The sequence below is a fragment of the Flavobacterium frigidimaris genome, from assembly GCF_002217275.1.
Taxonomy (GTDB): Bacteria; Bacteroidota; Bacteroidia; order Flavobacteriales; family Flavobacteriaceae; genus Flavobacterium; species Flavobacterium aquidurense.
In genome coordinates, this window is record NZ_MUGV01000016.1 from 33,422 (window position 1) to 57,418 (window position 23,997).

At 34.1% G+C, this 23,997-nt stretch carries 19 protein-coding genes; 14 read left to right on the forward strand and 5 right to left on the reverse strand.

Going from position 1 to position 23,997, the window contains the following annotated elements; all coding sequences use genetic code 11:
* The first annotated feature begins 57 nt into the window (after positions 1 to 57).
* From groL to B0A65_RS09170, 3 genes are all read left to right on the forward strand, one after another.
* A complete protein-coding gene (gene groL, locus B0A65_RS09160) occupies positions 58 to 1,686 on the forward strand; it encodes a chaperonin GroEL (RefSeq protein WP_074659868.1) in 1,629 nt (542 codons plus the stop codon).
* Positions 1,687 to 1,966: 280 nt separating this feature from the next.
* On the forward strand, positions 1,967 to 3,169 hold the full coding sequence (locus tag B0A65_RS09165; protein WP_074659867.1) for an alkaline phosphatase family protein: 1,203 nt from the start codon (positions 1,967 to 1,969) through the stop codon (positions 3,167 to 3,169).
* 230 nt (positions 3,170 to 3,399) lie between these two features.
* Positions 3,400 to 5,763: a hypothetical protein gene (locus B0A65_RS09170; RefSeq protein WP_074659866.1), complete on the forward strand. Its 2,364-nt coding sequence runs from the start codon at positions 3,400 to 3,402 to the stop codon at positions 5,761 to 5,763.
* 15 nt (positions 5,764 to 5,778) lie between these two features.
* Here B0A65_RS09170 and B0A65_RS09175 read toward each other — a convergent pair whose 3' ends face one another.
* The 3 genes from B0A65_RS09175 to B0A65_RS09185 all read right to left on the reverse strand — a co-directional run bounded on the left by B0A65_RS09175 (position 5,779) and on the right by B0A65_RS09185 (position 8,864).
* Positions 5,779 to 7,308 carry a SulP family inorganic anion transporter gene (locus tag B0A65_RS09175; protein WP_074659865.1) on the reverse strand — a complete coding sequence of 510 codons (1,530 nt, stop codon included), beginning with the start codon at positions 7,306 to 7,308 and terminating at the stop codon, positions 5,779 to 5,781.
* Between the two features lie 379 nt (positions 7,309 to 7,687).
* The gene (locus B0A65_RS09180) at positions 7,688 to 8,104 is read right to left on the reverse strand and encodes a DoxX family protein (protein WP_074659864.1); all 417 of its coding nucleotides are present in this window, start codon (positions 8,102 to 8,104) and stop codon (positions 7,688 to 7,690) included.
* A gap of 151 nt (positions 8,105 to 8,255) precedes the next feature.
* On the reverse strand, positions 8,256 to 8,864 hold the full coding sequence (locus B0A65_RS09185) for a YkgJ family cysteine cluster protein (RefSeq protein ID WP_074659863.1): 609 nt from the start codon (positions 8,862 to 8,864) through the stop codon (positions 8,256 to 8,258).
* A gap of 754 nt (positions 8,865 to 9,618) precedes the next feature.
* Between B0A65_RS09185 and B0A65_RS09190 the strand changes: the two genes are divergently transcribed.
* From B0A65_RS09190 to B0A65_RS09205, 4 genes are all read left to right on the forward strand, one after another.
* Positions 9,619 to 10,581 carry a hypothetical protein gene (locus B0A65_RS09190; RefSeq protein ID WP_123890309.1) on the forward strand — a complete coding sequence of 321 codons (963 nt, stop codon included), beginning with the start codon at positions 9,619 to 9,621 and terminating at the stop codon, positions 10,579 to 10,581.
* Between the two features lie 42 nt (positions 10,582 to 10,623).
* Complete coding sequence (locus B0A65_RS09195; RefSeq protein WP_074659861.1) at positions 10,624 to 11,175, forward strand: hypothetical protein; 552 nt, start codon at positions 10,624 to 10,626, stop codon at positions 11,173 to 11,175.
* Between the two features lie 378 nt (positions 11,176 to 11,553).
* Complete coding sequence (locus tag B0A65_RS09200) at positions 11,554 to 11,931, forward strand: nuclear transport factor 2 family protein (RefSeq protein ID WP_074659860.1); 378 nt, start codon at positions 11,554 to 11,556, stop codon at positions 11,929 to 11,931.
* A 156-nt stretch (positions 11,932 to 12,087) separates the two neighbouring features.
* Positions 12,088 to 13,320 carry a TMEM143 family protein gene (locus tag B0A65_RS09205; RefSeq protein ID WP_074659859.1) on the forward strand — a complete coding sequence of 411 codons (1,233 nt, stop codon included), beginning with the start codon at positions 12,088 to 12,090 and terminating at the stop codon, positions 13,318 to 13,320.
* Positions 13,321 to 13,428: 108 nt separating this feature from the next.
* On the opposite strand, the gene B0A65_RS09210 is transcribed toward B0A65_RS09205, so the two are convergent.
* Entirely contained in the window at positions 13,429 to 13,983 is a 555-nt protein-coding gene (locus tag B0A65_RS09210; protein ID WP_074659858.1) for a DUF4494 domain-containing protein, read from the reverse strand.
* A 292-nt stretch (positions 13,984 to 14,275) separates the two neighbouring features.
* Between B0A65_RS09210 and B0A65_RS09220 the strand changes: the two genes are divergently transcribed.
* The 7 genes from B0A65_RS09220 to B0A65_RS09250 all read left to right on the forward strand — a co-directional run bounded on the left by B0A65_RS09220 (position 14,276) and on the right by B0A65_RS09250 (position 22,597).
* Positions 14,276 to 14,740 carry an Mpo1 family 2-hydroxy fatty acid dioxygenase gene (locus tag B0A65_RS09220; RefSeq protein ID WP_074659856.1) on the forward strand — a complete coding sequence of 155 codons (465 nt, stop codon included), beginning with the start codon at positions 14,276 to 14,278 and terminating at the stop codon, positions 14,738 to 14,740.
* Positions 14,741 to 15,165: 425 nt separating this feature from the next.
* Complete coding sequence (locus B0A65_RS09225; RefSeq protein WP_074659855.1) at positions 15,166 to 15,912, forward strand: hypothetical protein; 747 nt, start codon at positions 15,166 to 15,168, stop codon at positions 15,910 to 15,912.
* A gap of 111 nt (positions 15,913 to 16,023) precedes the next feature.
* Positions 16,024 to 16,704, forward strand: a complete 681-nt coding sequence (locus B0A65_RS09230) for a metal-dependent hydrolase (protein WP_074659854.1) — start codon at positions 16,024 to 16,026, stop codon at positions 16,702 to 16,704.
* Positions 16,705 to 16,919: 215 nt separating this feature from the next.
* Positions 16,920 to 17,771 carry an alpha/beta fold hydrolase gene (locus B0A65_RS09235; protein WP_074659853.1) on the forward strand — a complete coding sequence of 284 codons (852 nt, stop codon included), beginning with the start codon at positions 16,920 to 16,922 and terminating at the stop codon, positions 17,769 to 17,771.
* A gap of 267 nt (positions 17,772 to 18,038) precedes the next feature.
* The gene (locus tag B0A65_RS09240; RefSeq protein ID WP_083370441.1) at positions 18,039 to 21,281 is read left to right on the forward strand and encodes a VIT domain-containing protein; all 3,243 of its coding nucleotides are present in this window, start codon (positions 18,039 to 18,041) and stop codon (positions 21,279 to 21,281) included.
* Between the two features lie 358 nt (positions 21,282 to 21,639).
* On the forward strand, positions 21,640 to 21,831 hold the full coding sequence (locus B0A65_RS09245) for a hypothetical protein (protein WP_074659851.1): 192 nt from the start codon (positions 21,640 to 21,642) through the stop codon (positions 21,829 to 21,831).
* Positions 21,832 to 21,898: 67 nt separating this feature from the next.
* Positions 21,899 to 22,597, forward strand: coding sequence for a hypothetical protein (locus tag B0A65_RS09250; protein WP_074659850.1), 699 nt, complete (start codon positions 21,899 to 21,901; stop codon positions 22,595 to 22,597).
* Positions 22,598 to 22,797: 200 nt separating this feature from the next.
* On the opposite strand, the gene B0A65_RS09255 is transcribed toward B0A65_RS09250, so the two are convergent.
* On the reverse strand, positions 22,798 to 23,943 hold the full coding sequence (locus B0A65_RS09255) for a M57 family metalloprotease (RefSeq protein WP_074659849.1): 1,146 nt from the start codon (positions 23,941 to 23,943) through the stop codon (positions 22,798 to 22,800).
* Between the last annotated feature and the right edge of the window lie 54 nt (positions 23,944 to 23,997).

Consider the following 23,997-nt stretch of genomic DNA (forward strand, 5'->3'; position numbering starts at 1 on the left):
AAAAAACTTGAAACTTGAAACTTTCAAACTTGAAACATAATAAAACAAAAAACAAAAATGGCAAAAGATATAAAATTTGATATTGAAGCACGTGACGGATTAAAACGTGGTGTTGATGCATTAGCAAATGCTGTAAAAGTAACTCTTGGACCAAAAGGTCGTAACGTAATTATCGGAAAATCATTTGGTGGACCAACTGTTACTAAAGATGGTGTTTCTGTTGCAAAAGAAATCGAATTAAAAGACCCATTAGAAAACATGGGTGCGCAAATGGTTAAAGAAGTAGCTTCTAAAACGAATGATTTGGCGGGTGACGGAACTACAACTGCTACAGTTTTAGCTCAGGCAATCGTTAAAGAAGGTTTGAAGAACGTTGCTGCAGGTGCAAATCCAATGGATTTGAAACGTGGTATCGATAAAGCGGTTGAAGCTATCGTTGCTGACTTAGCTAAACAAGCTAAAGTGGTTGGAAGTGATTCTGATAAAATCAAACAAATTGCTTCTATCTCTGCAAATAACGACGAAGTGATTGGGGAACTAATCGCTACAGCTTTCGCTAAAGTAGGAAAAGAAGGTGTTATCACTGTTGAAGAAGCTAAAGGAACAGACACATACGTGGACGTTGTTGAAGGTATGCAGTTTGACAGAGGATATCTTTCTCCTTACTTCGTAACAAACCCAGAGAAAATGGAAGTTGAATTAGACTCTCCATACATCTTATTATACGACAAAAAAGTTTCTTCTTTAAAAGAATTACTTCCGGTTTTAGAGCCAGTTGCACAATCAGGAAAACCATTATTGATTATTGCTGAAGATGTTGACGGAGAAGCTCTTTCTACTTTGGTAGTAAACAAATTAAGAGGTGCTTTGAAAATTGCTGCTGTAAAAGCTCCTGGTTTTGGAGACAGAAGAAAAGCAATGTTAGAAGATATCGCAATCTTAACTGGTGGAACTGTAATCTCTGAAGAAAGAGGATACACTCTTGAAAATACAACTATCGAAATGTTAGGAACTGCAAAAAAAGTTTCTATCGATAAAGACAATACTACAATTGTAAGTGGTGCTGGCGAAGCTGACATCATCAAAAACAGAGTAAACCAAATTAAAGCTCAGATGGAAACTACTACATCTGATTATGATAAAGAAAAATTGCAGGAGCGTTTGGCTAAATTAGCTGGTGGTGTTGCCGTTCTTTATGTTGGTGCTGCTTCTGAAGTTGAAATGAAAGAGAAAAAAGACAGAGTTGACGATGCGTTACACGCAACTCGTGCTGCTGTTGAAGAAGGAATTGTTGCTGGTGGTGGTGTTGCTTTATTAAGAGCAAAAGCGGCGCTAGCAGATCTTAAAGCAGATAATGCTGACGAAGCAACCGGAATTCAAATCGTAGCTCGTGCTGTTGAATCTCCATTAAGAACTATTGTTGAAAATGCAGGTCTTGAAGGTTCTGTAGTAGTAGCAAAAGTTGGTGAAGGTTCTGGTGATTTTGGATACAATGCTAAAACTGACGAATATGTAGACATGCTAAAAGCTGGAATTATCGATCCTAAAAAAGTAACTCGTGTTGCATTAGAAAATGCTGCATCTGTTTCTGGAATGATCCTTACTACAGAATGTGCATTAATTGATATTAAAGAAGAAAGTGCTGGCGGAATGCCAATGGGTGGCGGTATGCCAGGAATGATGTAATCGTTCTTTTCTTAAAACTTAAAACGCCAGATTTTTATCTGGCGTTTTTTTTAGCCACGAATTCACGAATTAAGTATTCAAATCTTTGTGCTTAATTTTTTGTGCTACAGATTACACAGATTATAATCCTTTTAATCTGTGAAATCTGTGGCTACTAATTTTTTTCAAACAAAGCATTTGCAAAAAATTCGTGAATTCGTGGCTATTTTTTTATTTAACATTCTCTTTTTCTTTAAAAAATCTCTTATCTCTACCTTTGCGGTTCTATTAAAATTGCAAAATGAGAAAATTCACTACTCACCTATTATCTTTTACTTTATTACTTCTTTCCACTTTTTCTTATTCACAATCCAGTAAAGACGCGTATGTCGTTTTGGTTTCGATGGATGGATTTCGTTGGGATTATGCCAAACATTTTAAGCTTCACAACCTCAATAAAATAGCCAAAGAAGGTGTTCACGCCAAATCAATGAGACCTTCTTATCCAAGCAAAACTTTTCCGAATCATTATGCGATTGTAACGGGACTTTATCCGGATCATCATGGGATCATTAATAATGTTTTTTATGATAGCGCTTTGAATGAATCATTTTCATTGTCGACAAATGCTAAAAATGATTCCCGTTTTTATGGAGGAAATCCGATTTGGAATGTAGCGGAACAACAAGGCGTAAAAAGTGCTTCTTTCTTTTGGCCGGGATCAGATACGGATAAAAAAAGACCGGGTATTTACAAAAACTATGATGATAAGATTCCGTACGGAAACAGAATTGATACCGTCATAAAATGGTTAGAACTTCCTGAAAAACAACGCCCGCATTTGATTACTTTATATTTTGACGAACCAGATCATACAGGACATAATTTTGGACCACTTTCTCCAGAAAACGAAAAAATGGTCATCAAAATGGATTCGGTTATGGGACAATTATCATCCAAACTGGATCAATTGGCCATTGGAAAACAAATTAATTTAATTATTGTTTCTGATCACGGAATGGCTGATATCAGCAATGATAAAAAAGTAGCCATTTTAGATTATCTAAAACCGGAATGGCTGGGTTACAAAGACGTAATTAACCCAATTATGAGTTTACAGGTAAAACCGGGCTTTCAGGATTCGATTGCTAAAGCCCTGAAAAAAGTACCGCATATCAAATTCTGGAGATCCACCGAAGTACCGAAGAGATTGCACTACGGAACAAATCCGCGTGTGCATGATTTTGTTATTGAAGCCAAAAAAGGATACAGTTTAGTAAACAAGAAGACGCAAAACATAAAAGGCGGAACCCACGGTTACGACAATAAAGAAAAAGACATGCACGCTATTTTCTATGCAAAAGGCCCGGCGTTCAAAGTAGATAAAGAAGTTAAAACCTTTCAAAACGTTTCAGTCTATCCTTTAATTGCACATATTTTGGGATTAAAAATCGAAGAAGTTGATGGTAAGTTCAGTGAAGTGAGCAACATGCTTACAAATTAGATAATGTGCCAATTAGATAATTAGATAATTATTATACGCAATCTATAGCATTATCCAATTACTACATTGACAAATTAAGATTGGCATCTAATTTTTATACTCTTATTTACTACTACATTTTAATAATATTTAAAAGCATTATATATTTTTTTAACTATTACAGATTAATATTATAGCTAAATTTATAACTTTAATTACAATATCAAAATTGCCTTTAATATTTTCTCTGTATGAAATTAATCATCACGTTTTTTAGTTTTCTATACTGTTTACAATCTTTCGCACAGACTACTTCCAATCAGGATAAAATTACTAAATACCTTAATGATTATTTCTTTCAGGACCGTGAGATTATCCATATACAATTCAACAAAAGCCTTTTTACAAATGATGAAGATATTGCCTTTAAAGGATACATTCTCAGTAAAAACAATAATATCCCAAACAGCAACACTACTAATGTTCAATTAGTTGTTTATAATGAAGAAGACCAAATCGTTGAGAAACAACTACTCTTTGCACAATATGGCGTTTTTTCTGGTGGGATTCATTTAAATGAAAAATTTAAGTCTGGTAAATATCACTTTCATTTCTATACAAACTGGATGAATAATTTTAAAGAAGATGATTCCTTTAATCAGACGATTGAAATTATTGATAAAAAAACACGCTATACATTTGAAACCAAAGAACCTGATTGGAAAACAGCAGAAATAAGCTTATTCCCCGAAGGCGGAATTATATTAAATGATATCGTTAATACGATTGGTATTAAGATTACAGACTGCAATAAAACAGGTATAGAAATAGCGGATGGTATTATTTTGGATTCCAAATCAAATGAAATTACGCACTTTCATACCAACCAAATGGGATACGGAGTTTTTTATCTAAAAGCCGATTTAAGCGAAAAATACACTCTTAAAATTAATAATGACAAATTAAAAATAACACAACCTCTGGGGAAAATTGCAGAAACTGGACTTATTTTAAGTGCTCCTAATAATCCGGCAAACCTCAATTTACTTGTTATTCTAAAGACAAATGAAAAAGGGCGTCAATCTTATCAAAATAAAAAATTTACAGTCCTTATTCAACAAAATGGAAATTCGATGCAGCAGGAAGTTACCTTCAACAATAACAAAACGGAACAACCATTTTATTTTGACAAAAAATATTTATCAAATGGAGTAAATGCCATTAGGGTATTGGATGAAGATCTAAATGAAATCACAGAAAGGTTAACGTATATTGAGGAGGGGGGAAATCCGTCTACGACATTAAATGCAAAAACAATGTCTAACGACAGCATTATATTATCCGGAAAAGCTGACGTGAATAAAGCATATTTAAGCATTAGTGTTCTTCCTGAAAAGAGCGTCTGCCTCAACCTAAAAAAAACAATTTTAGGCACTTTTTACCTAAATGCCTATTTAGAAAAACCAGAACCCGATACTTATTTTTATTTTAATCCGGACAATAAAACCCGAAGAAAAGACATAGAGCTATTATTGCTTAATCAGAACAAAGGGAAATATTTATGGGAGAATATTAAATCAGGGCCGCCAAAAATCAGTTTTGAATTTGAAAAAGGAGTTACTATAAATGGCAAAGTAGAGAAAGAACTAAAGCCGAATTCTAATAACAAAATTTCTCTTGTTGCATTAAAAAATAATCTATTTGAGCAAACAACTATCGATCAGAATAATGATTTTAAATTTGAACATTTTTTTGTTCAGGATTCGACTGTTTTAGCTTTACAAATGACGAATGAAAAAAACATTACTGTAACAACTAAAATAGAAGCCCGAATTGCCCGAAATGAACCTCGATTTGTTTTGGGACCATCATTCGAAAAAACATTTTGTCCTGTAATAAAAAGCGCTGATAATGTTTTTGATTTCCAGCCACCTAAAGTAAAAGCTAGTGAATTAAAAGAAGTAGCAATAAAAAATACCTTCAAAAAAGAAGTTTTTACTCATAAATCGGACATGAGTCTTATGGCTAAAGCCTTTAAATTTGATGGCAAAGAATACAGAAGTGTCTTGAGTTTTCTGTCTTCAAATGGCTATAATGCAGGTGTTAGCCCAACTGACTTTACTGTATATGTAAAAGAGAAGAGAAGTTCTTTTCTTGGTGAATCAGCGAGTTCTCCAAATATTTACATTGACAATTTTCTGGTATTCGATTTTAATCAGCTTTTCAATATAACGTTAGATCAGGTAGATGAAATCTACATTGATCAGACTGGAAGTTCTGATACTTCAATTACAGGGCATGGAACAATTAAAATTTTCATGAAAACCGGACAAAGTAACAATTATTTCAAACCAAAATTTACAACGCTAATCGTAACAAAAGGTTTCGCAAAAAACCTCAATTACAAAACTGCTCCATTTGAAAATCAGGATGAATTTAATTATTTCGGCACATTGAACTGGTCGCCAAACATCGAGCTAAACGACCATCAGGACTTTCAAATTAAAATTCCAAAGAATCAGCAAAAAGAAATACAGGTTTTAATTGAAGGTTTTACTAATGATGGACAATTAATATCAGAAGTTAAAAAAGTTTCGGTTGGAGGAATTTTTTGATTTATCAATTAAAAATTAAGAAACCACTTTATACGTAGGATCTTCGATCACATTTACTTGTATAACTGCTTCGGCATTTTTGAGTAAGGTTCTGCAGTCTTCACTTAGATGTTTGAGTTCGACAACTTTATTAAGCTGATTGTATTTCTTAGTTAAATTGTTCAATGCTTCTATGGCCGACATATCAGCAATGCGACTTTCTTTGAAGTCTATAATAATATGATTTGGGTCGTTTTGTATGTCGAATTTCTCCATAAAGGCGGCAATCGAACCAAAAAACAACGGTCCATAAATTTCATAATGTTTGATTCCGGCTTCATCGATAAAATGACGTGCACGGATTCTTTTTGCACTTTCCCACGCAAAAACCAAAGCTGAAATTATCACTCCAATTAATACTGCCAAAGCCAAATTGTGAAGTAAGATAGTCACAACTGCAACCAGGATTCCAACGAAAATATCGTGTTTTGGCATTTTGTTGATGACTTTGAAACTCGCCCATTCAAAAGTTGTAATCGCTACCATCATCATAACGCCCACCAACGCTGCCATAGGTAATTTTCCGATTATTGGCGCTCCAAAAAGGATAATCAATAAAATAGTCAACGCAGCAATAATTCCCGAAAGTCTGGCTCTTGAACCTGCTCCAAGATTTACTAAAGTCTGTGCGATCATTGGACAACCTCCCATTCCGAAGAAGAAACCGTTTAAGATATTTGAACTTCCCTGCGCAATACATTCTCTGTTGCTGTTTCCACGAGTTCCGGTGATTTCATCAACTAAATTCAGCGTAAGCAAACCTTCTGTTAAACCAACCGCAGCAACGATTACAGAATAAGGAAATATCACTTTAAAAGTTTCAAAAGAAACTGGAATATCCGGAATATGAAAAGGTGGAAAACCGCCTTGAACAGAAGCAATGTCTTCAACAGTTTTAGTTTCGATATTAAAGATAATAACCAAAGCAAAAACAACCATAATTGCCACTAAAGACGCTGGAACTGCTTTTGTTATTTTAGGAAAAATCAAAACAATTGCAATCGTCAGCGCGACCAGTCCCAACATAATATAGAGTGGTGTTCCCTGAAGCCACGAAACCTGACCGTTCACAATGGTTTTAAACTGCTCCAGCTGCGACATAAAAATCACAACTGCCAAACCGTTTACAAAGCCAAACATTACAGGCTGCGGAACCAACCGAATAAATTTTCCGAGTTTAAAAAGTCCGATGCAAATTTGCACTACGCCGCCCACCGCAACGGCTGCAAAAACATATTCAATTCCGTGCGATTTCATCAAAGCAATCAAAACAATCACAGTTGCTCCTGCTCCTCCCGAAATCATTCCTGGTCTTCCTCCAAAAATTGCTGTTACCAAACCCGCAATAAAAGCGGCATACAAACCCACCAAAGGCGGAAATCCAGCCAAAATAGCAAACGACAATGATTCTGGAATCATGGTCATGGCAACAGTTAATCCGGCTAAAATTTCGTTTTTATAATTGACTTTTTGGGTAAAGTCGAAGAGTTGGAAAGCTTTTTTCATAAGTCGCAAATTTAGGGAATTTGGGAATTAGAAAATAAGATAATTTGAGAATTAGATAATTGAAAAAATGTGGCAATTAGATAATTAAACAATGGGTATCCACAATCTATAAATTTTTCTAATTAAAGAACCTCCATTGTCACAACTCAAAGAAGATAGCCCAGATTTGCTAATCCGAGTAAGAAAAATTGTCTCGTACTAAAAAAATATATCTTTACAGATATTTCCTAAGTATAAAGACATGAAAAAAACAGAAGCACCAAATAAAAAGAAAAACTGGCTTAAAATAATTGTTGAAACCATATTAGATTTTATTTTAATGTCGAAATAATCTCCTCCTCTAGCGCGAGCGTAAGAGAAAAAATAAAGTAAGAGTAGACTAAATTTTCTTTTTCAAAAAAGCCAACGCCCCCGTACTCCACAGAGCCCACAAAATCAAAACAGGCTGAAAAAACAAACGAATCAATCGGGCCTGATCCGTGTTCATGCCCAGAGCGTCTGTTCCGTTTAGATATTGAGCAATATTTCCAGGAAAAACCAGCACATAAAATACAGCAAGCCCAATACCTATTTGTACTTTATAACGGGTTAGAAAAATCAGCGTCAGGCCAATTGCCAATTCTACAATTCCCGAAAGTACTACTACAAGATCTTTATCCATCGGAACCCAATTCGGAACTTGTGCCTGAAAATCAATTCGCTGAAAACTAAAATGCCCCATTGCTGCGGTAATCATAAAGAGTCCTAAAAGTATTCTGAAGAAATTTTGAGTTTTGGTAGTGGTTGTATTTTCCATATCTATTATGATTTTGTTTAAAATGATTGGATTACTTGTCAAATCATGTCAATCAAATTTACAACAATAAGGAATAAACCTATTGCAGGATTTTTGATGTTACGTTGCGTAATATCCATGTGATGAGTCGTTCCAAAACTATTTTTTCACTTTAAGCAATATGCTCCAACCCACCAGGAAATGGCCTGTAAGCATAATAATGCAAAACTTCTTCAATCGCTATTTTCAAAGCATCATTTATGGGAAGCAAGGTAACGCCCATTCTAAGATCAATTTGCGCTAACTGCATATAATAATGGGTAAAAACAGGAATAGCTGTTCCTTTGTTAATCGATTCTTCTGCTTTCATAAAGTTTTCTTGCTGTTCTTCTTTTATAATTTTGCACGTGGCTAATCTTAGTTTTCCAAATTTATCTGTCGTGGCACCGTAACCAAAAAGACGGCAAATTAAACCGCGATAACGGTAATTACTGCAACTTCCTTTGTGGTATTCCAGAATGGAAAGTGAGCGGTATAAAAAACAATTTTTAGCAGCAATGCTGTTTAACTCTTTTAAGGTTTCTTCGGCTTTGCCATTCAAAAATAAATGAAATGCCCACGGTAAAAACTCTAATGGAGAAGCATCAATACTAGGCGTCGAACAGCATTTGCCACAACCAGCATTACAATGTAAATCTGTTTCAGACTGAAAGGTTTTAATTTCAATTTCAAGACGATCAAACAGTACTTCTACGCTCCTAACCTTCTCTTCTATGCCCATTTGTTTTTTTGTAAGGTAGGCTAATAGAAATAGCTCCTGTCACAATTGTAGTTTTATTAAGAAGAGTTTGACGAATGAGATTCTACTTTTGCCAGTTGTAATTTTTAAGAAGAAATATAAACAAGAAAAAACAATACTTACTAAATAAAAACCCGTATAAATACCTGATGCTTAGTTCTTATTAATTCCTATACTTGCATCCATATGGTGGAACATATTTTATCATGGTTTTCAGTAGGTAGAAGACCTTGATTGTTTAATACTATTTTTTGGGGCAAAAGTGAGACGATCGGTAACGATAGGTTCTCACTTTTATTTTTTTGAACTTTAACCGTTGCCAAATAGTTTTTTTTTAAGCGCAAGTATCCTGGTATTTGCGCTTTTTTTATATCTAAAATTGAGAATTAATTTTAAATCTAAAGATAATAAGCAGATTTTTGTACCAACTTCTTAAGGACAATTCTATGTTTCAAGTCCTCTTTGCTTCAAACTGACGCTTATATATACTATCAGATCTTTTTTATTTAAACCTGATACTACCTACTAACACTCTTATTTTAAGTAATTTAAAACCAAAATAAAATAACCCTATTCTATTATAACTTAAACTTTCTCAGACAAAAACCCCCGCATTAACACATTAATTTTGCACTGATTTTTACGACTTAAAACTAAAAAATTTTATTCCTGGTATTTGATCATTAAAATTCTAAAAACAGCTAAATTATTTAAAATGAAAAAATTAATATGCTTATTGTTATTAATCCAATGTGGATTCATAATAGCTCAGACAAAAACAGTAGTAACACAATATGGAGAAAAATTAAATATTAGTCCTTACGCAAATAATGGTTTGACAGCAAGCGATGGTTACATCCAATTAGGAGGCACTTTAATGAAATCTTCTGTTCTAACCACAACTTCTGCTTATACTCTCGCCATTCAAGGATTGCAAGCAGGTGCTGCTACTGATAATGTATTAGTAAGTGATGCTAATGGCGTTTTAAAATATGTGTCACGAGCAAACTTTGGTGGTGATAACTTAGGAGATCATTCTGCAACAAAAGATTTGTTAATGAATGGGAAAAATATAAATAATGCCGCAAATATCACGGCAACCGGCAAAACAAGTACACAAACAGCACAAATTAGTCAAGGTCTTGATGGTCTAGCACCGGGAACTGGTTATGTTGCCACGTCTGCAGATAATGCAGGAAATATAATCTGGAAACCTTTAGCAAATATACCAGGATCTTCTAGTATTGCATTTTTTGTACAAAGTTCAGGCAAAAGCTCAGCAGGAGCTCCAACATCATCACCATCTGCTGTTCCTGGCCTTACTAATATCAGTTATACAGCACCTGCAACGGGAAAATTAATACTGCAGTTAGCAGCTTATACCTGGCTAAGTTATACTTCATACCAAATGTCAGCTACACTTGCATTTACAAATACACAAATTAATTTGCTTTCAAATGGATCAACAATTGCGACAGGTATGTCAACACCAATGGGGTCTTTTAATATCGGAACTAATCCTGAGTGTACAACCTTACTTACCCGAATAAATGTAGTTAAGGGCACTAAATATAATTTTACAGTAAGTATATCTGATTTCTATAATTCCGCAAATACTCCAGGATCTTGTGGAGGTACCTATTCATGGGAAGGAAATACTTGTCCATCAACATTAATGGGCACATTAATCCCTGATTAAATCATAACTGTTTAATTGAACAATACTAACAGTAAATAAATAATGAAAAAATATATCTCAGGATTACTGTTTTTTTGTGCAACAATAACCATAAAGGCACAAGAAATAAAAATTCACAACAGTGACGATGTCTATAAGTATACTGATTTAACGACAAAACAGGTTAGTGCAATTAGGTTGATAGAAAAGCAATGGCAAGAAAATCTAAATTATAAAAAAAGCAAACAAGCATATTTAGTGGCTGCTGTCCAGCAACAAACGGCTATAGATAGTATCTTAAAACCGACTCAGCAAAAGCAATATCATCAATATACAATGATGAAAGCAATAACTGACGAAATGAAACAAATCGTTTCTTTATCAAAACAACAAGAAAATAAAATAGCAAAAACATGTTTTTCATCTTACGCAAAAATGGACAAGTTATTTACTAATTCTGCACTAAATGATGATGATAAAAAAACTCAATATACCCAATTATCAACACAGCTTTCTGAAAATGTAAAAGCATTTTTAACCTCTGACCAAAGAAAACAACTTGATGCAGCAAATGAAAGCAGCTTTATAAAGGTTAATAAAAGCAACCAACTATAAAGATACTGTCTCTTTAAAACTAAAAAAAATCAAATTTACCACCCAAAAATCAAATTTCGGGTGGTATTTTTTTGCGTTCTGTAAATGCCAGGATAATCAAGCCCAAATTGATATGACACTAGAATGTTATATTCCCTTTAATAAGGAATCCTTACACGAACAACAAATTTCTACTTTCTTTCAAGATCCACATATTGGCTAATTTTGAGCTGGAAAAAGAATAAATTAAGATAATATAATCTCCGAATTTTTATGCAAATCATCTTATAATCAATATATTATTCTTCTCACAATCCATTAAATCTATGTTAAAAGTGTAGATGTATTTTAATATTATTGTAAACTTTGTATTACTGTTTAACCTAAGTAAAGATAATTATGGAAACGCAAATTATTGAACTGGAAAAAAAATACTGGCAGGGAATGGAAAATCACGATTATGAAACGGTAAAAAATCTTACTCATTTTCCTTGTATAATAGCTGGCAAAACGGGTCTGCAAAGTGTAGATGAAGCCACCTTTAAAAAGATGTTTGAATCAACTGATGGTAATAAAATAAAAGTATTGACTATTTCTGATGTAGAAACGCAATTACTTACTGAAAATACAGCAGTGGCAGCATACCAAATAGAATTAGAAATGGCGGACAATAAACAAAACACCTCCATGAAATGTGTTTGTACTTCCACCTGGATTAAAGAAAATAATAATTGGGTTTGTGCATTACATACTGAAACAGAACTATCTCTACAGTAGAGTGTAATTAGTTAGTTAGCTTTTAATCTCATGATAACAAACTAAATATAACCTTTAAATCTTTAAGAAAAAACCTTTGCACCTTTGTCACTATGAACCTATGAACCTTTAAAAAAGATGTATCTTTGAACCTTAGTACCCCAAGAAACACAAAACATGACACGAGAACATTATATTCCCTTTAATAAGGAATTCTTACTCGAACAACAACTTACTGCTTTTGCCCAAGATCCTAAAAAGGCTGATGATTTTAAAAAATTATTCGATATTATCGAGCATTATTACCATTACGAAGCTTTTAATCTAAATCGAAACCTGAAACAAAACTACGCTTTGTTCGATCCGGATTTAAGCAATAAAGAACGTAAAAACTTCATAGGAAAAAGTGATTTTTTGGTTTTCAAAAAAACACTTTTAACCGTTTTAGAACTCGGAAATTATACACGTATTGATCAGGAAACTTTAGATATTGCTTTTAAGGAATCAGATTTAATTGGCCTAAATCTTTCTATTGATTTTAATGCTTTTAAAGATTATGAATTCTATGTTCGCGGGCAGCATACAGCAAAAGAAAAGGTAAAGAAATATTTTTTTTGGAAGAAAGAAGTCGAAATCGAATATTACGATCGTGTACTGATTTACCTGCATTACAACGACACTAATTTTCTAAAAGAAAAGAAAGTTAAATTCGGCAAAATGCCAATTGAACCGGGTTCGGTTGTTTTGAAAATCTTTAAACGTGTTCCTAAAAATGATTTGGAAACCATTTTTCCAAACGCCATTCCGAGAATGTCTCTGAAAGATAAAATGTTGCTTTGGATTCCGGGAATTTTTGGTGGAATTTCATTGTTAAGTGCGAAAGTAATTCCGGCATTGATTAATATGTATGGCGCTTATGAAACTGGCGAAGCGATTGATTTGTTGAACAGTAAGACTTCCTTAAATCAGGGATTAATCGCATTAGGAATTCTATCTCTTTATTGTTTTCGTCAATACAACAATTTTGTAAATAAGAAAATTCGATACTCGAAAATACTTTCAGACAGTTTGTATTTTAAAAATCTCGGAAATAACAGTGGTGCTTTTTATTCTCTTTTAAATTCATCTGAAGAAGAAGTACTTAAGGAAACCATTTTAGCGTATACGTTTTTATACAAAAGCGAAAAACCTTTAACTACTGAAGAACTTGATGATCAAATTGAATCCTGGTTTAAAGACACGTTAAATACAGATCTTGATTTTGATGTTAAAGATGCTTTAGATAAACTAACAAACATTGGTCTTGGCGTTGAGACGAATGGAAAATGGGAAGTTGTTTCGTTAGACAAGGCTCTTGTCACGATTGATGCTTTATGGGATGGGGTTTTTGAGTATAATTATCAATTGTAAATTATTAATTGTTAATTGTCTCCGGCAAACTTAGCTAATAATTATATTTTTTAAACAAAAAAAGAGGACCCAAAAAAGTCCTCTTTATAAATTTATGATCTTGATGGATTACTCACTATCAGCTTCAACCAAATCTTCAATACTTTCGCCCATATCACCTACTGCTACTAATTCTGGTTTTGAACCTTTAAGCGCATTGAATCTTTCGATTTGTTCTAAATCTCCTTCTTCTCCACTGAAATACGGGAAAACATCCATAATTGGCGATTCTGATATAGCCGGGATTGTATAATCGCCCATTGTACCTTTCATAACCGAAACAGTATTATCGTAGGCTTCTTTTACATCGTTCGCCTGCACTAATAAATACATATTCGTTTTGCGTTCTTTGCCACTTTCTTCATCAAAAGCAATTAAAGAAACTTTTGATTTAAACCAACGATCCGCATTTTCGAACGGATGAATCTCAGCATAATTCGCCACTTTGATGTTCGTGATTTTAAATTCTTCACTTACATACGCCGCCATTTCTTCGTTGATTCTACTTTCTGCTTCTGTATAAGATATGGCATCTACCAAATAAGGTTCTGTCGTAACCTTTTGTCCACCAATATCATCTGTTTTTCTATATTTTACTTTGCATTCGTACCAAACTGCGCTCATTTCTATTTAATTTAAGGATGTCAAAGATAGATTTTAACGCAAATAAAATCGATTAATTGCGAAATAGATATTCACAATTTCAAATAAATTTTGGCTTTGATTTTTGTGCATTTTTCAAGTTGCTATTTATCAGTTAAATCACCTCACTATTCTTTGTTAAATTTGCTTTTTTCAAGAAAAAATGCAAAAACATTTTGTAAAAATCAAGGTTTGTATTTGAATTTGCAATTCTTTCAGACTGCGAAAAAAATGAAGCAAATTTTATTAGATTTACATACCTAAATCAAAAAAAATGAGAACATTAGACCAATGGTTTGCAGAATATGCCGTAAGTCATCAGAACCCGAAAAACAAAGCGATTCACTATGTTTGTGTGCCGGCAATTTACTTTTCGATAGTGGGTTTATTGATGAGTATTCCAAGCGGAATAATTGCCAATACATTAAAACTGAACGCTCCGATTATCGAAAATTGGGCTGCTGTCGTTTTAATTTTTGTACTCATTTTTTACATTCGATTATCAGTTGCAATGGCAATTAAGATCGCTATCTTATCTGCTCTTTGTTTAGTTGTAAACTATTATATCGGACAGTTTGTACCGTTGTGGATATTCTCTATCGGCGTGTTTGTCATCGCCTGGATTGGACAATTCTACGGACATAATATTGAAGGCAAAAAACCTTCATTCTTGAAAGATCTTCAGTTCTTAATGATTGGCCCGGCTTGGGTTGTAGAGAATTTGTTTTCTAGAAAATAAGATTTTGAATACTGAAACTAATGGCACGCGGATGACGCGGATTTAGGCGGATTTTTTTATTTTGTTTACTCTTCTGCGCAAACTTGTCATTCTAAGGAATGAAGAACCACACTAGAAACTCTACAAAGATTGGCAACTTTTACGGTAATAGCTGTACTTAAATATTTTTTCACGCAGATTGTAAAAAGGTTTAAGCAGATATGTGCGGATAAATTATCCATATTTAAATCTGCTCAAATCTGCGAAATCTGCGTGAAACAAAATCTTTTTAATTCTTAAAATCTCTGTCTACTATTTTTTCCATGGAGAAATATCCTCAAACAAGGTTCGGAAAAAACGGCTTAAAACCTTTTAGCATTTAATTATCAACTACTTAAAAAATAATCTCTTAACTTTATCTTTCTAAAAAACCAAATCGATTGGCTATGAAGATAAACAACAAAGAGGTTAAAATTGAAAACTTTGATATTTTTACCTATCGCAGAATCAGGCGTGCTATTGGGTATTTGGGTATCAGTCTGCCAATTCTTTTAGTAGGTTTATCTTATATCTCTTTTTTTAAAACACCATTGCAACCTTCAATCAGTAATTATTACTACACCAATTTTCGGGAAATCTTTACCGGAACTTTGGCCGCTGTCGGGTTATTTTTAATTCGTTATAAAGGTCATGGCAATCCTTCAATTTGGAAAAATGACAATCTGCTAACCAATATTGCCGGGATTATGGCAATTGGTGTAGCACTGTTTCCTATGAATCCGGAAGATTCTTTCAATAAAACTTACACCTTGATTCCATACGCTGAGAAGTGGCTGGGCTGGCTTCATTATAGTTTTGCAGCTTTACTTTTCTTAATCATGGCTTTACTAGCCATCAACGTTTTTACGATTGGTCAGGAAAATGAAACACAAGATTCAAAAAGTATGTTAAACGAAAATAACATTTATCGCTTTTGCGGTTATTCGATTATTGTTTTTGTGATTCTGGTTCCCATTTCTGAAACTTTTAAATGGTTCCATTATTCTACTTTAATTCTCGAGGCTCTTGCCCTATTTGCTTTTGGAAGCGCCTGGCTGATTAAAGGTCGTGCTTTGGGCGACAGTGGTGAAATTGGTAAAAAACTGTATCAGGAAAACAATCCTGTTGATACCGAAAAGGTTTTTGAAGAATAGTTGTTTGATCATTAGATAATTGAAAGTAAATTTCACTGGTATATTTTTTGGATAAGAGAAGACAACTAATTCGATTATAAGTCATTATTAATTTATAAATCTATTTTTATCATGAAAGTAACTTATTACGGGCATTCCTGTTTCTCTGTCTATGCCAATGGAAAAAACATTCTTTTCGACCCTTTTATTACGCCAAACGAGTTAGCAAAAGATGTTGATGTTGACGCCATAAAAGCCGATTATATTTTTATTTCACACGCACATTACGACCATATTCAGGACGTTGAAAGAATCGCCAAAAATACCGGAGCCAAGGTTTTGGGAAATTTTGAAATCTACGGCTGGCTTTTAAAAAATGGAATCGAAAACGCGCATCCTATCAATCCGGGCGGGAAATTTGACTTTGATTTCGGGAGAGTAAAATGCGTGATTGCGCAACATCCGAGCAGTTTTTCAGATGGAAGTTATGGCGGAATTGCCTGCGGTTTCGTGCTCACGACTTCAGACGGAAACTTCTATTACAGCGGCGACACAGCCCTGACATTAGACATGCAGCTTATTCCAAAATTTACCAAACTTGATTTTGCCGTTTTCCCGATTGGCGACGGACTCACCATGGGAGTTGAAGAAGCTATTGAAGCTTCAAGATTGGTTGGTGTCAATAAAATTCTGGGAGTGCATTATGATACTTTTGGTTTCATTGTAATGGATCATGAAAAAGCAATGAAAGATTTTTCAAACGCCAATCTGCAACTTTACTTACCTAAAATTGGTAGTACAATTGAAATATAATTTTTCTAAATATCGCTAAAGTACCTTTCCCTTAGCGAAATAAAATAAAAACCAAAACTATTAAACCGCTCCAGATCTCAAAAAACACAGGATTATAAATATTTTAACCAAGGCATCAAAATTGTTTCTGAATTTGTCGTAAAACAAAATTCAAAAACAAGAAAAACATTAAAAACCTCATTTGATTTTTGATGCTTATAACAAATTTATCTATTATGAATGCACAAAAGAGTAGCGCGCTGAATTCGACAACCGAATTTGCCGATGTTCCGGGCCGAAAAATTGCCTACCGTTCTATCGGACAAGGGAGCCCAATTATTTTAGTAAACAGGTTTAGAGGAACTCTTGATACCTGGGATCCTTTGTTTTTAGATCAATTGGCAGAGAATTATCGTGTCATCACTTTTGATTACAGCGGAATTGGTTATTCCACCGGAACTTTACCAACCGATTTAAAAGAGGTTGCCCAAGATGTAAAGGATCTGGCTGACTTCCTGAAAATTAAAAAAACGATTATCATGGGTTGGTCTTACGGAGGATTGGTAACTCAGGTAGCCACACTCCTATTTGAAGACCTAATTACCCAAACGGTTTTATTAGGAACAGGGCCTCCGGGCGAAAGAGTTGTTCCGTTGGAGCAGGCTTTTCTGGATGCTGCCTTAAAACCTATAAATGATTTTGATGACGAAATTGTGCTCTTTTTTGAACCGCTATCAGAAGCAAGTAAAATTGAAGCCAAAGCATCGCACGACAGAATCGCACAAAGAATTGACGTTTCTAAAATTCCGTCGACTATGGATGTTTTTCAGCTTTACTTTCAGGGTAGTGCCGGCTTAACCGAAGACAAAGATGGTTTTCTGGAAAAACTTAAAACGACCAAAACTCCAATATTAATTATTTGCGGAGATCATGATATTAGTTTTGCAGTCGAAAACTGGTATCCATTAACCAGAGAGTTACCAACCGCGCAACTTATTGTTTTACCACAAACAGGGCATGCGCCGCAACATCAACATGTGACATTGACAGTCAATTATATCAATGCTTTTCTGGAAAATTCGAAATAAATCGAAATATTATAAATAGGTAAATGATCTTCTTTTGAAAACGAGTGCCCTAGCCCAGACAGGAGCGGCATCCTTTTGTTGTGGGGTTCACAACAAAAGATACAGCGGATAGCTGGAAACAGCTCCTAAAAAAACTACTAAAATTAAAACAAACTTCTTTATAAGTCTTTTTATGAAGAAGTTTTTTTATTCGTCCCAACCTTTTTATAAAAATAGTACTCTATAGTAATAGAGAAGTTTCTTCTGGAAAACTTAAAACTATATTTTATGAAAAACATACTTCTAATTTCGCTGTTATTCTTCGGATTATTTACTCAGGCGCAAAGTCCGCAATTGAATGTAAAAGGAAAAGATTCTTCTTTAGTCCGACTAAACCAACTTAAGGTTGCTGTGAAAATCGTGGGCAATATTGCGTACACGACCACTGAAATGCATTTTTATAACGGAACCAATCGCCAGATGGAAGCCGAATTGCTATTTCCGTTACCGGAAGGGGTTTCGGTTTCGAGATACGCGATTGATATTAACGGAAAAATGCGTGAAGCAGTTCCGGTAAATAAAAACAAAGGAAAACAAGTTTTTGAAGCCGTTGAGCATCGTCGTGTCGATCCGGGATTACTCGAAAAAGTAGAAGGAAATAATTTCAGAACCCGCATTTATCCTTTAATGCCGGGCAAAGAACGTATTGTAATTATTGGTTACGAACAGGAGTTAAGCAGTTTTGATGCGACACATTTGTCCTATCAAATGTTGAGTAGTTATTCCGGGAAACTGGATGCTTTTGAGTTGAATGTCGCGGTTTTGGGGGCAACCGCGGCACCAACTATTGCAAATGATGAAGGAATTCTGTCGTTAGAAAATCAGAATCAGTCTTATGTGACTTCGGTTAAAAAAGTGAATTATCAGCTTAAGGATAAATTAGTAATTACGATTCCGATTCGTGCTGAAATTCCGAGTGTTGTGGCTCAGAGTGTCAATGATCAGCATTATTTTTATGCCAATACTATTTTGGATAATCCTAAAATTCTAAAGAAAAACCCAGCTACTATTGGTTTGATTTGGGATGTTTCGCTAAGCTGTAAAAACCGAAACATTAAGAAAGAACTGCAATTGCTTGCAGCCTATTTTAATCAATTAAAAAACGTGTCGGTGACTTTGTATTTTGCCGGTTATAACTTTGATAAAAAGAATACTTATACGATTCAAAATGGCGATTGGGCTTCTCTAAAATCAGTTTTAGAAAATGTGGTTTACGATGGCGGTACCCGATTTTCAAAAATCAAATTGCCGGTTCATGACGAGTATTTATTCTTTACAGATGGATTATCTTCTTTGAGTGCAAACGTGTTAACTACGACCAAAAAACCTATTTATACCATTAGCTCGCTTGGCTCATCAGATTATGCTTTTTTGAATTATAACGCGATCAAAACAGGCGGTAATTTCATTAACCTAAATGAATTAAAAATTGAAGATGCTTATGATAAATTAATGTATCAGAGTTTAAAATTCTTGGGAATCAAAGAAAATTATCTGGTAACCGATTTGTATCCAATGGCAGGAACCCCGGTTTCAGGAAGTTTTAGCGTTGCCGGAATTTCATTAAAAAGCAAAAATGAGGTGGTATTGCTTTTTGGTTATGATGAAAAACCTGTTTTAGAAAAAACAATTCATATTGATGCTACAATTCCGGTTTCGGGCGAAATTAGTATCGAAAAATTGTGGGCGCAAAAGAAAATTGCCAATCTTGAAATTCAATACAAAACAAACGCTGACGAAATTGAAGCGCTAGGAAAACGTTACGGAATTGTAACGCAAAATACTTCGCTCATTGTTTTAGAAAGTCTGCACGATTATATTCAATATGATATTATTCCTCCTGCCGAATTAAGAGCAGAGTTTGATAACGTCATGAAGCAGCAAATGGCAAGCGCTCAGGCAAAGAAGTTTAGCAATTGGGAAAATGTAGCCAGCTATTACGAACAGCTTAAAACGTGGTGGGATAAGAATACTAAATATACTATTCCGAAACCTGTTCCTGTGCCGAAAACTCCAAAAACCGGAGCTAATGTAAATGGGAATGTGAGAGGTATTGTCTTAGATCAAAGTGGTATTCCGCTGCCTGGTGTTAATGTGAATATAAAAGGCACTCAACTTGGTACAGCGACAGATTTTGATGGGAAATTTAGCCTTAACGCAGCTTCCGGGCAAATTCTTGTCTTTTCTTATATCGGAATGAATACTCAGGAAGTTACAGCCGGAAGAACCCGAAATTATAGAATAACCATGACGGATAATTCAGGGGCTCAATTAGAATCAGTTGTGGTTACTGCTATGGGAACAAGCCGCAGTCGACGAGATGATGTTGAAGAAGACGAAGAATCAGATAAAAAAGAAAAAAGAAGTTATACTACTTCTTCTGCCATGATGGTACGCTCTGAGAGTGTTTCAGCAAATATGACTATTGAAAAAGCTTTGGCAGGAAAAGTTGCCGGTGTTGCTGTAGGTACTGGTACCGCAATCGCTGCTGATAATGCTATTCAGAATCAGAATGTGGTAGATTCCAATATGGATGTTGTAGTGGGTTATTCCAGTTTTAATCAAACAAAAACAAATACCTGGAATCCGGACCGAATTTATTTGAAAGCATTAGCCAATGCTCCGGCAGAAAAAAGATACAGTGTATATCTTGAATTGCGTGCCGACCAAATCAACAATCCGAATTTTTATTTTGATGTCGCCAACTACTTTTATGACAATGGCGACAAAGAAAAAGCATTATTAGTATTGAGCAATATTGCTGATTTAGGCTTAGAAAATCACCAATTATACAAATCCCTGACTTATGTATTACGTCAGTGGGGAACATATGAAGATGCTTTATTTACCGCCTGCCAGGTTGCAAAATGGAGAGAACAGGAACCACAGGCGCATCGCGATTTGGCATTGACTCTTGAAGACAACAAACAATATCAGGCTGCTTTTGATGAGTTGATCAAAGCCTTAGAAGTAAATTATTTCGGTGAAATGAGCGGGCAATATTCTGGTGTAGAAGATATTATTTTAATGGATTTAAACAGAATGATGCAGGAACACAGTGGCATTAAAACAGAAAAGCTGGACAAAAAATATTTGAACAAAATGCCTGTTGCGATTCGTATTATCCTAAACTGGAACCAAATGGACACGGATATCGATCTTCATATCATAGAACCAACCAACGAAGAATGTTATTACGGACATCGCGACACCGAAATTGGCGCCCGTTTCTCTAAAGATTTCACAGAAGGCTACGGTCCGGAACAATATTTATTGAGAAATGCTGTTAAAGGAAAATACATCATCAAATCGAATTATTTTGGCGAAAGAACCTTAACCGAAAACGGCCCAACAACCGTTATGGTTGAAGTGTATACGTCTAAAAACGGTATTACAGAACGCAAATTACAAACGATTCAGCTTGGTAAAATCAAAGAAAATCAAAACTTAGCAGAGGTTGTGATCGATTAATTATATAATTCATTTTACTGAAAAAGGTTTTAATTGACATAGTAAAATATGTTTATTAAGACCTTTTTTCTTGTCTGTGTTTTTTATTTAGAGCAGACGATTTTCGTTTTCAAAACACGTTTTGTCCCGCTATCCGCTATATTCCCAACTAACAAAAACTACGGCTAAAAAGCCTTGTTTTTCTAAATCGGGAGATACCGCTGCTATCGGGGCTAAATTACAAGTTTTTGTTTTTTCGAGAAATGCATATCCAAAAAAAACATAAATAATCTCTTATTCTTTCCTATCTTCGTTATTAATTATTTTTTGAATCTGTAATAAAAATGATAATTAAAAAGCTTATAAAACACTGAAAATCATGGAAAATAAAAAAGTAGTCAACTTTATCTTTTGGATTGTTGCCATCATCTTAGGTGTAACATTATTCAAGCAATTCGATTTTGAAACTTTCAAATTCGAGAAGCCGGTGCTGGCGGTTATATACTTCTTGTGTTTTGCATTTGCAGTTTTTATTTTGGTGAAGAATTCTAAGAAGGAGTCTGAAAAATAAAAATATCCTACTTGACCCGATCTTTATTTGAAAGACATATAAAATACTTTAAAAATCAACAACGAAAATGGGATATTGGCGTACCTTACATTTATTTGACGACCAGATATTTTACAAAAAAGTGGTTCGGGAACTAAAAGGAGAAAACGGTGATTTAACTCAAGCCTGCCGGGAATTTTTAAAATATTATGTTACTGGAGGTATTTCTCATTTATCTAACGAGAAAATCAATAGTCTTGTTGAACAGAATATTCGAAGAATTATTTCAATTTCAAACTCACTTGACGAAACTTTCAAAATCCATCATGAATTCCATAAAATTACGAACTATGATAGTCAGAATCTTTTTTTAAGCAACTTAGACGGTCATTATGAGTTTTGTAAATTTCTGGAATACTATTTATTTAAGACCTGCGCTGATTTCAATCCACATCTAGGATTGGGTAAAGGTGGCGTAGCCCGAAATTTTAATATACCTATAAAAACACTCTCTTATAATATTATTGAAGAACTTGACGATTGGAATGATTTTTTATCTGAAGATCGAATGGGAATTACAAATTGGATCACACATGAAGATGTTGCACTTCTTTTTCTTGACAAAGAAAATTTACATTTTGAAGACAATGAACTGGCAGAAGCTTTCCTAAGCTTGCTTGATATTGCATATAAAAACAAACTTGGTTTTATTATGGGGGTAGACATGAGAGAAAATCAATTGGAATTGCTATCAAAAAACAAATTATTAGTTAACGATTTATTGTAGGATAAACAATTCATTCGTTTAAAGATAGAAACAAACCTATTTCATTAAGAAATAGGTTTTTGTTTTAGACCCTGGCCGATTTTATACATTTTATCAAAAATTTCTTTTAGCAATCTCAGGATCTCAATGATAATCATTAGAGCATCCCATAATTGCGAGCTCACAAATAACAAAAATTCTCTCTGCTATTTGTCTTTAGACTATTTTGTTAGAACATAACCAACAATTATTTTTTTTACAACATCTTCATTAGTAACGGTTGTGTACATATAATGGTTAACAGTAGGGAAATAATCATAACTTGAAATATTACTATAAAGAGCGGTTGTTTTTGGTTCTTTTGTGACATAAACATATCCAAGAACTACATCTTCAGCTGACTTTTGTATTGTACTTAATTTATGATCTTTAACAATAGTACCATTAAGTGATCTATACAGAGGAACAGTTCCTGAAATTGGAGTAGAATGCAAATAACCCGCATCGCCATCAAAAATATACTCATTCTTATCTGAGATTATTTCACAGGGATCAGTTGTGTAGAAATAATACTGATTTTTCTTATACCTATATAATTTTGTAGTACCTTCCAATAAAGGATACATCACACTAATTGCAACATTGTCATAAACAGTAATTCCGGTTCTCCATACATCATGTAGCGGAAACATTATAGAACTATTATCTGAAAGTGGAGTACAGGGCACATATGTTCCACTCGTGGTGTCAGAATGCAGAAGCCCTAAAATATGACCAATTTCATGAGTCATTACGCTAGTTTTGCTGTCTGCGTCTAAATTATTGTAATATGTATTTATCTCAATGTATTGTCCTGCTTTACCCCCTGGAAGACCCGCACTTGCAATAGCCGATACATTTCCCTTTAGAGCAGCTGTAATTTTTGTTTGTGCCTCTGCTGCAGAGTTTACAATGTGTAAAGTGATTCCTGTGTTTGTAGTATTCCAATTATTTATTGCATTATTTATTGCAATTTTCCATTCTGACGAAACTTCGAAAGATATGAATATCGTAACGAACCTATATTCTGGCCATATCTTATTATAATAATTTTGAGTAGTTTTATTTGTAATTTTTAACAACTTTTTATTATACTGTTGCCTTACTTGATCTAAAGAAATCATCATGTCTTCTTCAATTATAAATCTACTGTCTATCACATCGTAAAAGATGTGTTTTACATCAACAGACATAGTCTTTGCAATGAAATCTTTCAACAGTATAATTTCTTCGGTAAGTTCCTCTGAAGCTTGTTTGTCTTCAATAACATTATCATTGCTACATGAAAATAGCGAAATTACCAGAACTACAAATAAGATTTTCTTCATTTGATTTTAATTTAAATGATTCAATAATTTTTATCATCTGGAAAAAAGCATAAA

What these genes read in the sequence shown, in the direction of transcription:
- groL (WP_074659868.1), top strand. Translation starts at nt 58, where the DNA reads ATGGCAAAAGATATAAAATTTGATATTGAAGCACGTGACGGATTAAAA.
- B0A65_RS09165 (WP_074659867.1), top strand. Translation starts at nt 1,967, where the DNA reads ATGAGAAAATTCACTACTCACCTATTATCTTTTACTTTATTACTTCTT.
- B0A65_RS09170 (WP_074659866.1), top strand. Translation starts at nt 3,400, where the DNA reads ATGAAATTAATCATCACGTTTTTTAGTTTTCTATACTGTTTACAATCT.
- B0A65_RS09175 (WP_074659865.1), bottom strand. Translation starts at nt 7,308, where the DNA reads ATGAAAAAAGCTTTCCAACTCTTCGACTTTACCCAAAAAGTCAATTAT.
- B0A65_RS09180 (WP_074659864.1), bottom strand. Translation starts at nt 8,104, where the DNA reads ATGGAAAATACAACCACTACCAAAACTCAAAATTTCTTCAGAATACTT.
- B0A65_RS09185 (WP_074659863.1), bottom strand. Translation starts at nt 8,864, where the DNA reads ATGGGCATAGAAGAGAAGGTTAGGAGCGTAGAAGTACTGTTTGATCGT.
- B0A65_RS09195 (WP_074659861.1), top strand. Translation starts at nt 10,624, where the DNA reads ATGAAAAAATATATCTCAGGATTACTGTTTTTTTGTGCAACAATAACC.
- B0A65_RS09200 (WP_074659860.1), top strand. Translation starts at nt 11,554, where the DNA reads ATGGAAACGCAAATTATTGAACTGGAAAAAAAATACTGGCAGGGAATG.
- B0A65_RS09205 (WP_074659859.1), top strand. Translation starts at nt 12,088, where the DNA reads ATGACACGAGAACATTATATTCCCTTTAATAAGGAATTCTTACTCGAA.
- B0A65_RS09210 (WP_074659858.1), bottom strand. Translation starts at nt 13,983, where the DNA reads ATGAGCGCAGTTTGGTACGAATGCAAAGTAAAATATAGAAAAACAGAT.
- B0A65_RS09220 (WP_074659856.1), top strand. Translation starts at nt 14,276, where the DNA reads ATGAGAACATTAGACCAATGGTTTGCAGAATATGCCGTAAGTCATCAG.
- B0A65_RS09225 (WP_074659855.1), top strand. Translation starts at nt 15,166, where the DNA reads ATGAAGATAAACAACAAAGAGGTTAAAATTGAAAACTTTGATATTTTT.
- B0A65_RS09230 (WP_074659854.1), top strand. Translation starts at nt 16,024, where the DNA reads ATGAAAGTAACTTATTACGGGCATTCCTGTTTCTCTGTCTATGCCAAT.
- B0A65_RS09235 (WP_074659853.1), top strand. Translation starts at nt 16,920, where the DNA reads ATGAATGCACAAAAGAGTAGCGCGCTGAATTCGACAACCGAATTTGCC.
- B0A65_RS09240 (WP_083370441.1), top strand. Translation starts at nt 18,039, where the DNA reads ATGAAAAACATACTTCTAATTTCGCTGTTATTCTTCGGATTATTTACT.
- B0A65_RS09245 (WP_074659851.1), top strand. Translation starts at nt 21,640, where the DNA reads ATGGAAAATAAAAAAGTAGTCAACTTTATCTTTTGGATTGTTGCCATC.
- B0A65_RS09250 (WP_074659850.1), top strand. Translation starts at nt 21,899, where the DNA reads ATGGGATATTGGCGTACCTTACATTTATTTGACGACCAGATATTTTAC.
- B0A65_RS09255 (WP_074659849.1), bottom strand. Translation starts at nt 23,943, where the DNA reads ATGAAGAAAATCTTATTTGTAGTTCTGGTAATTTCGCTATTTTCATGT.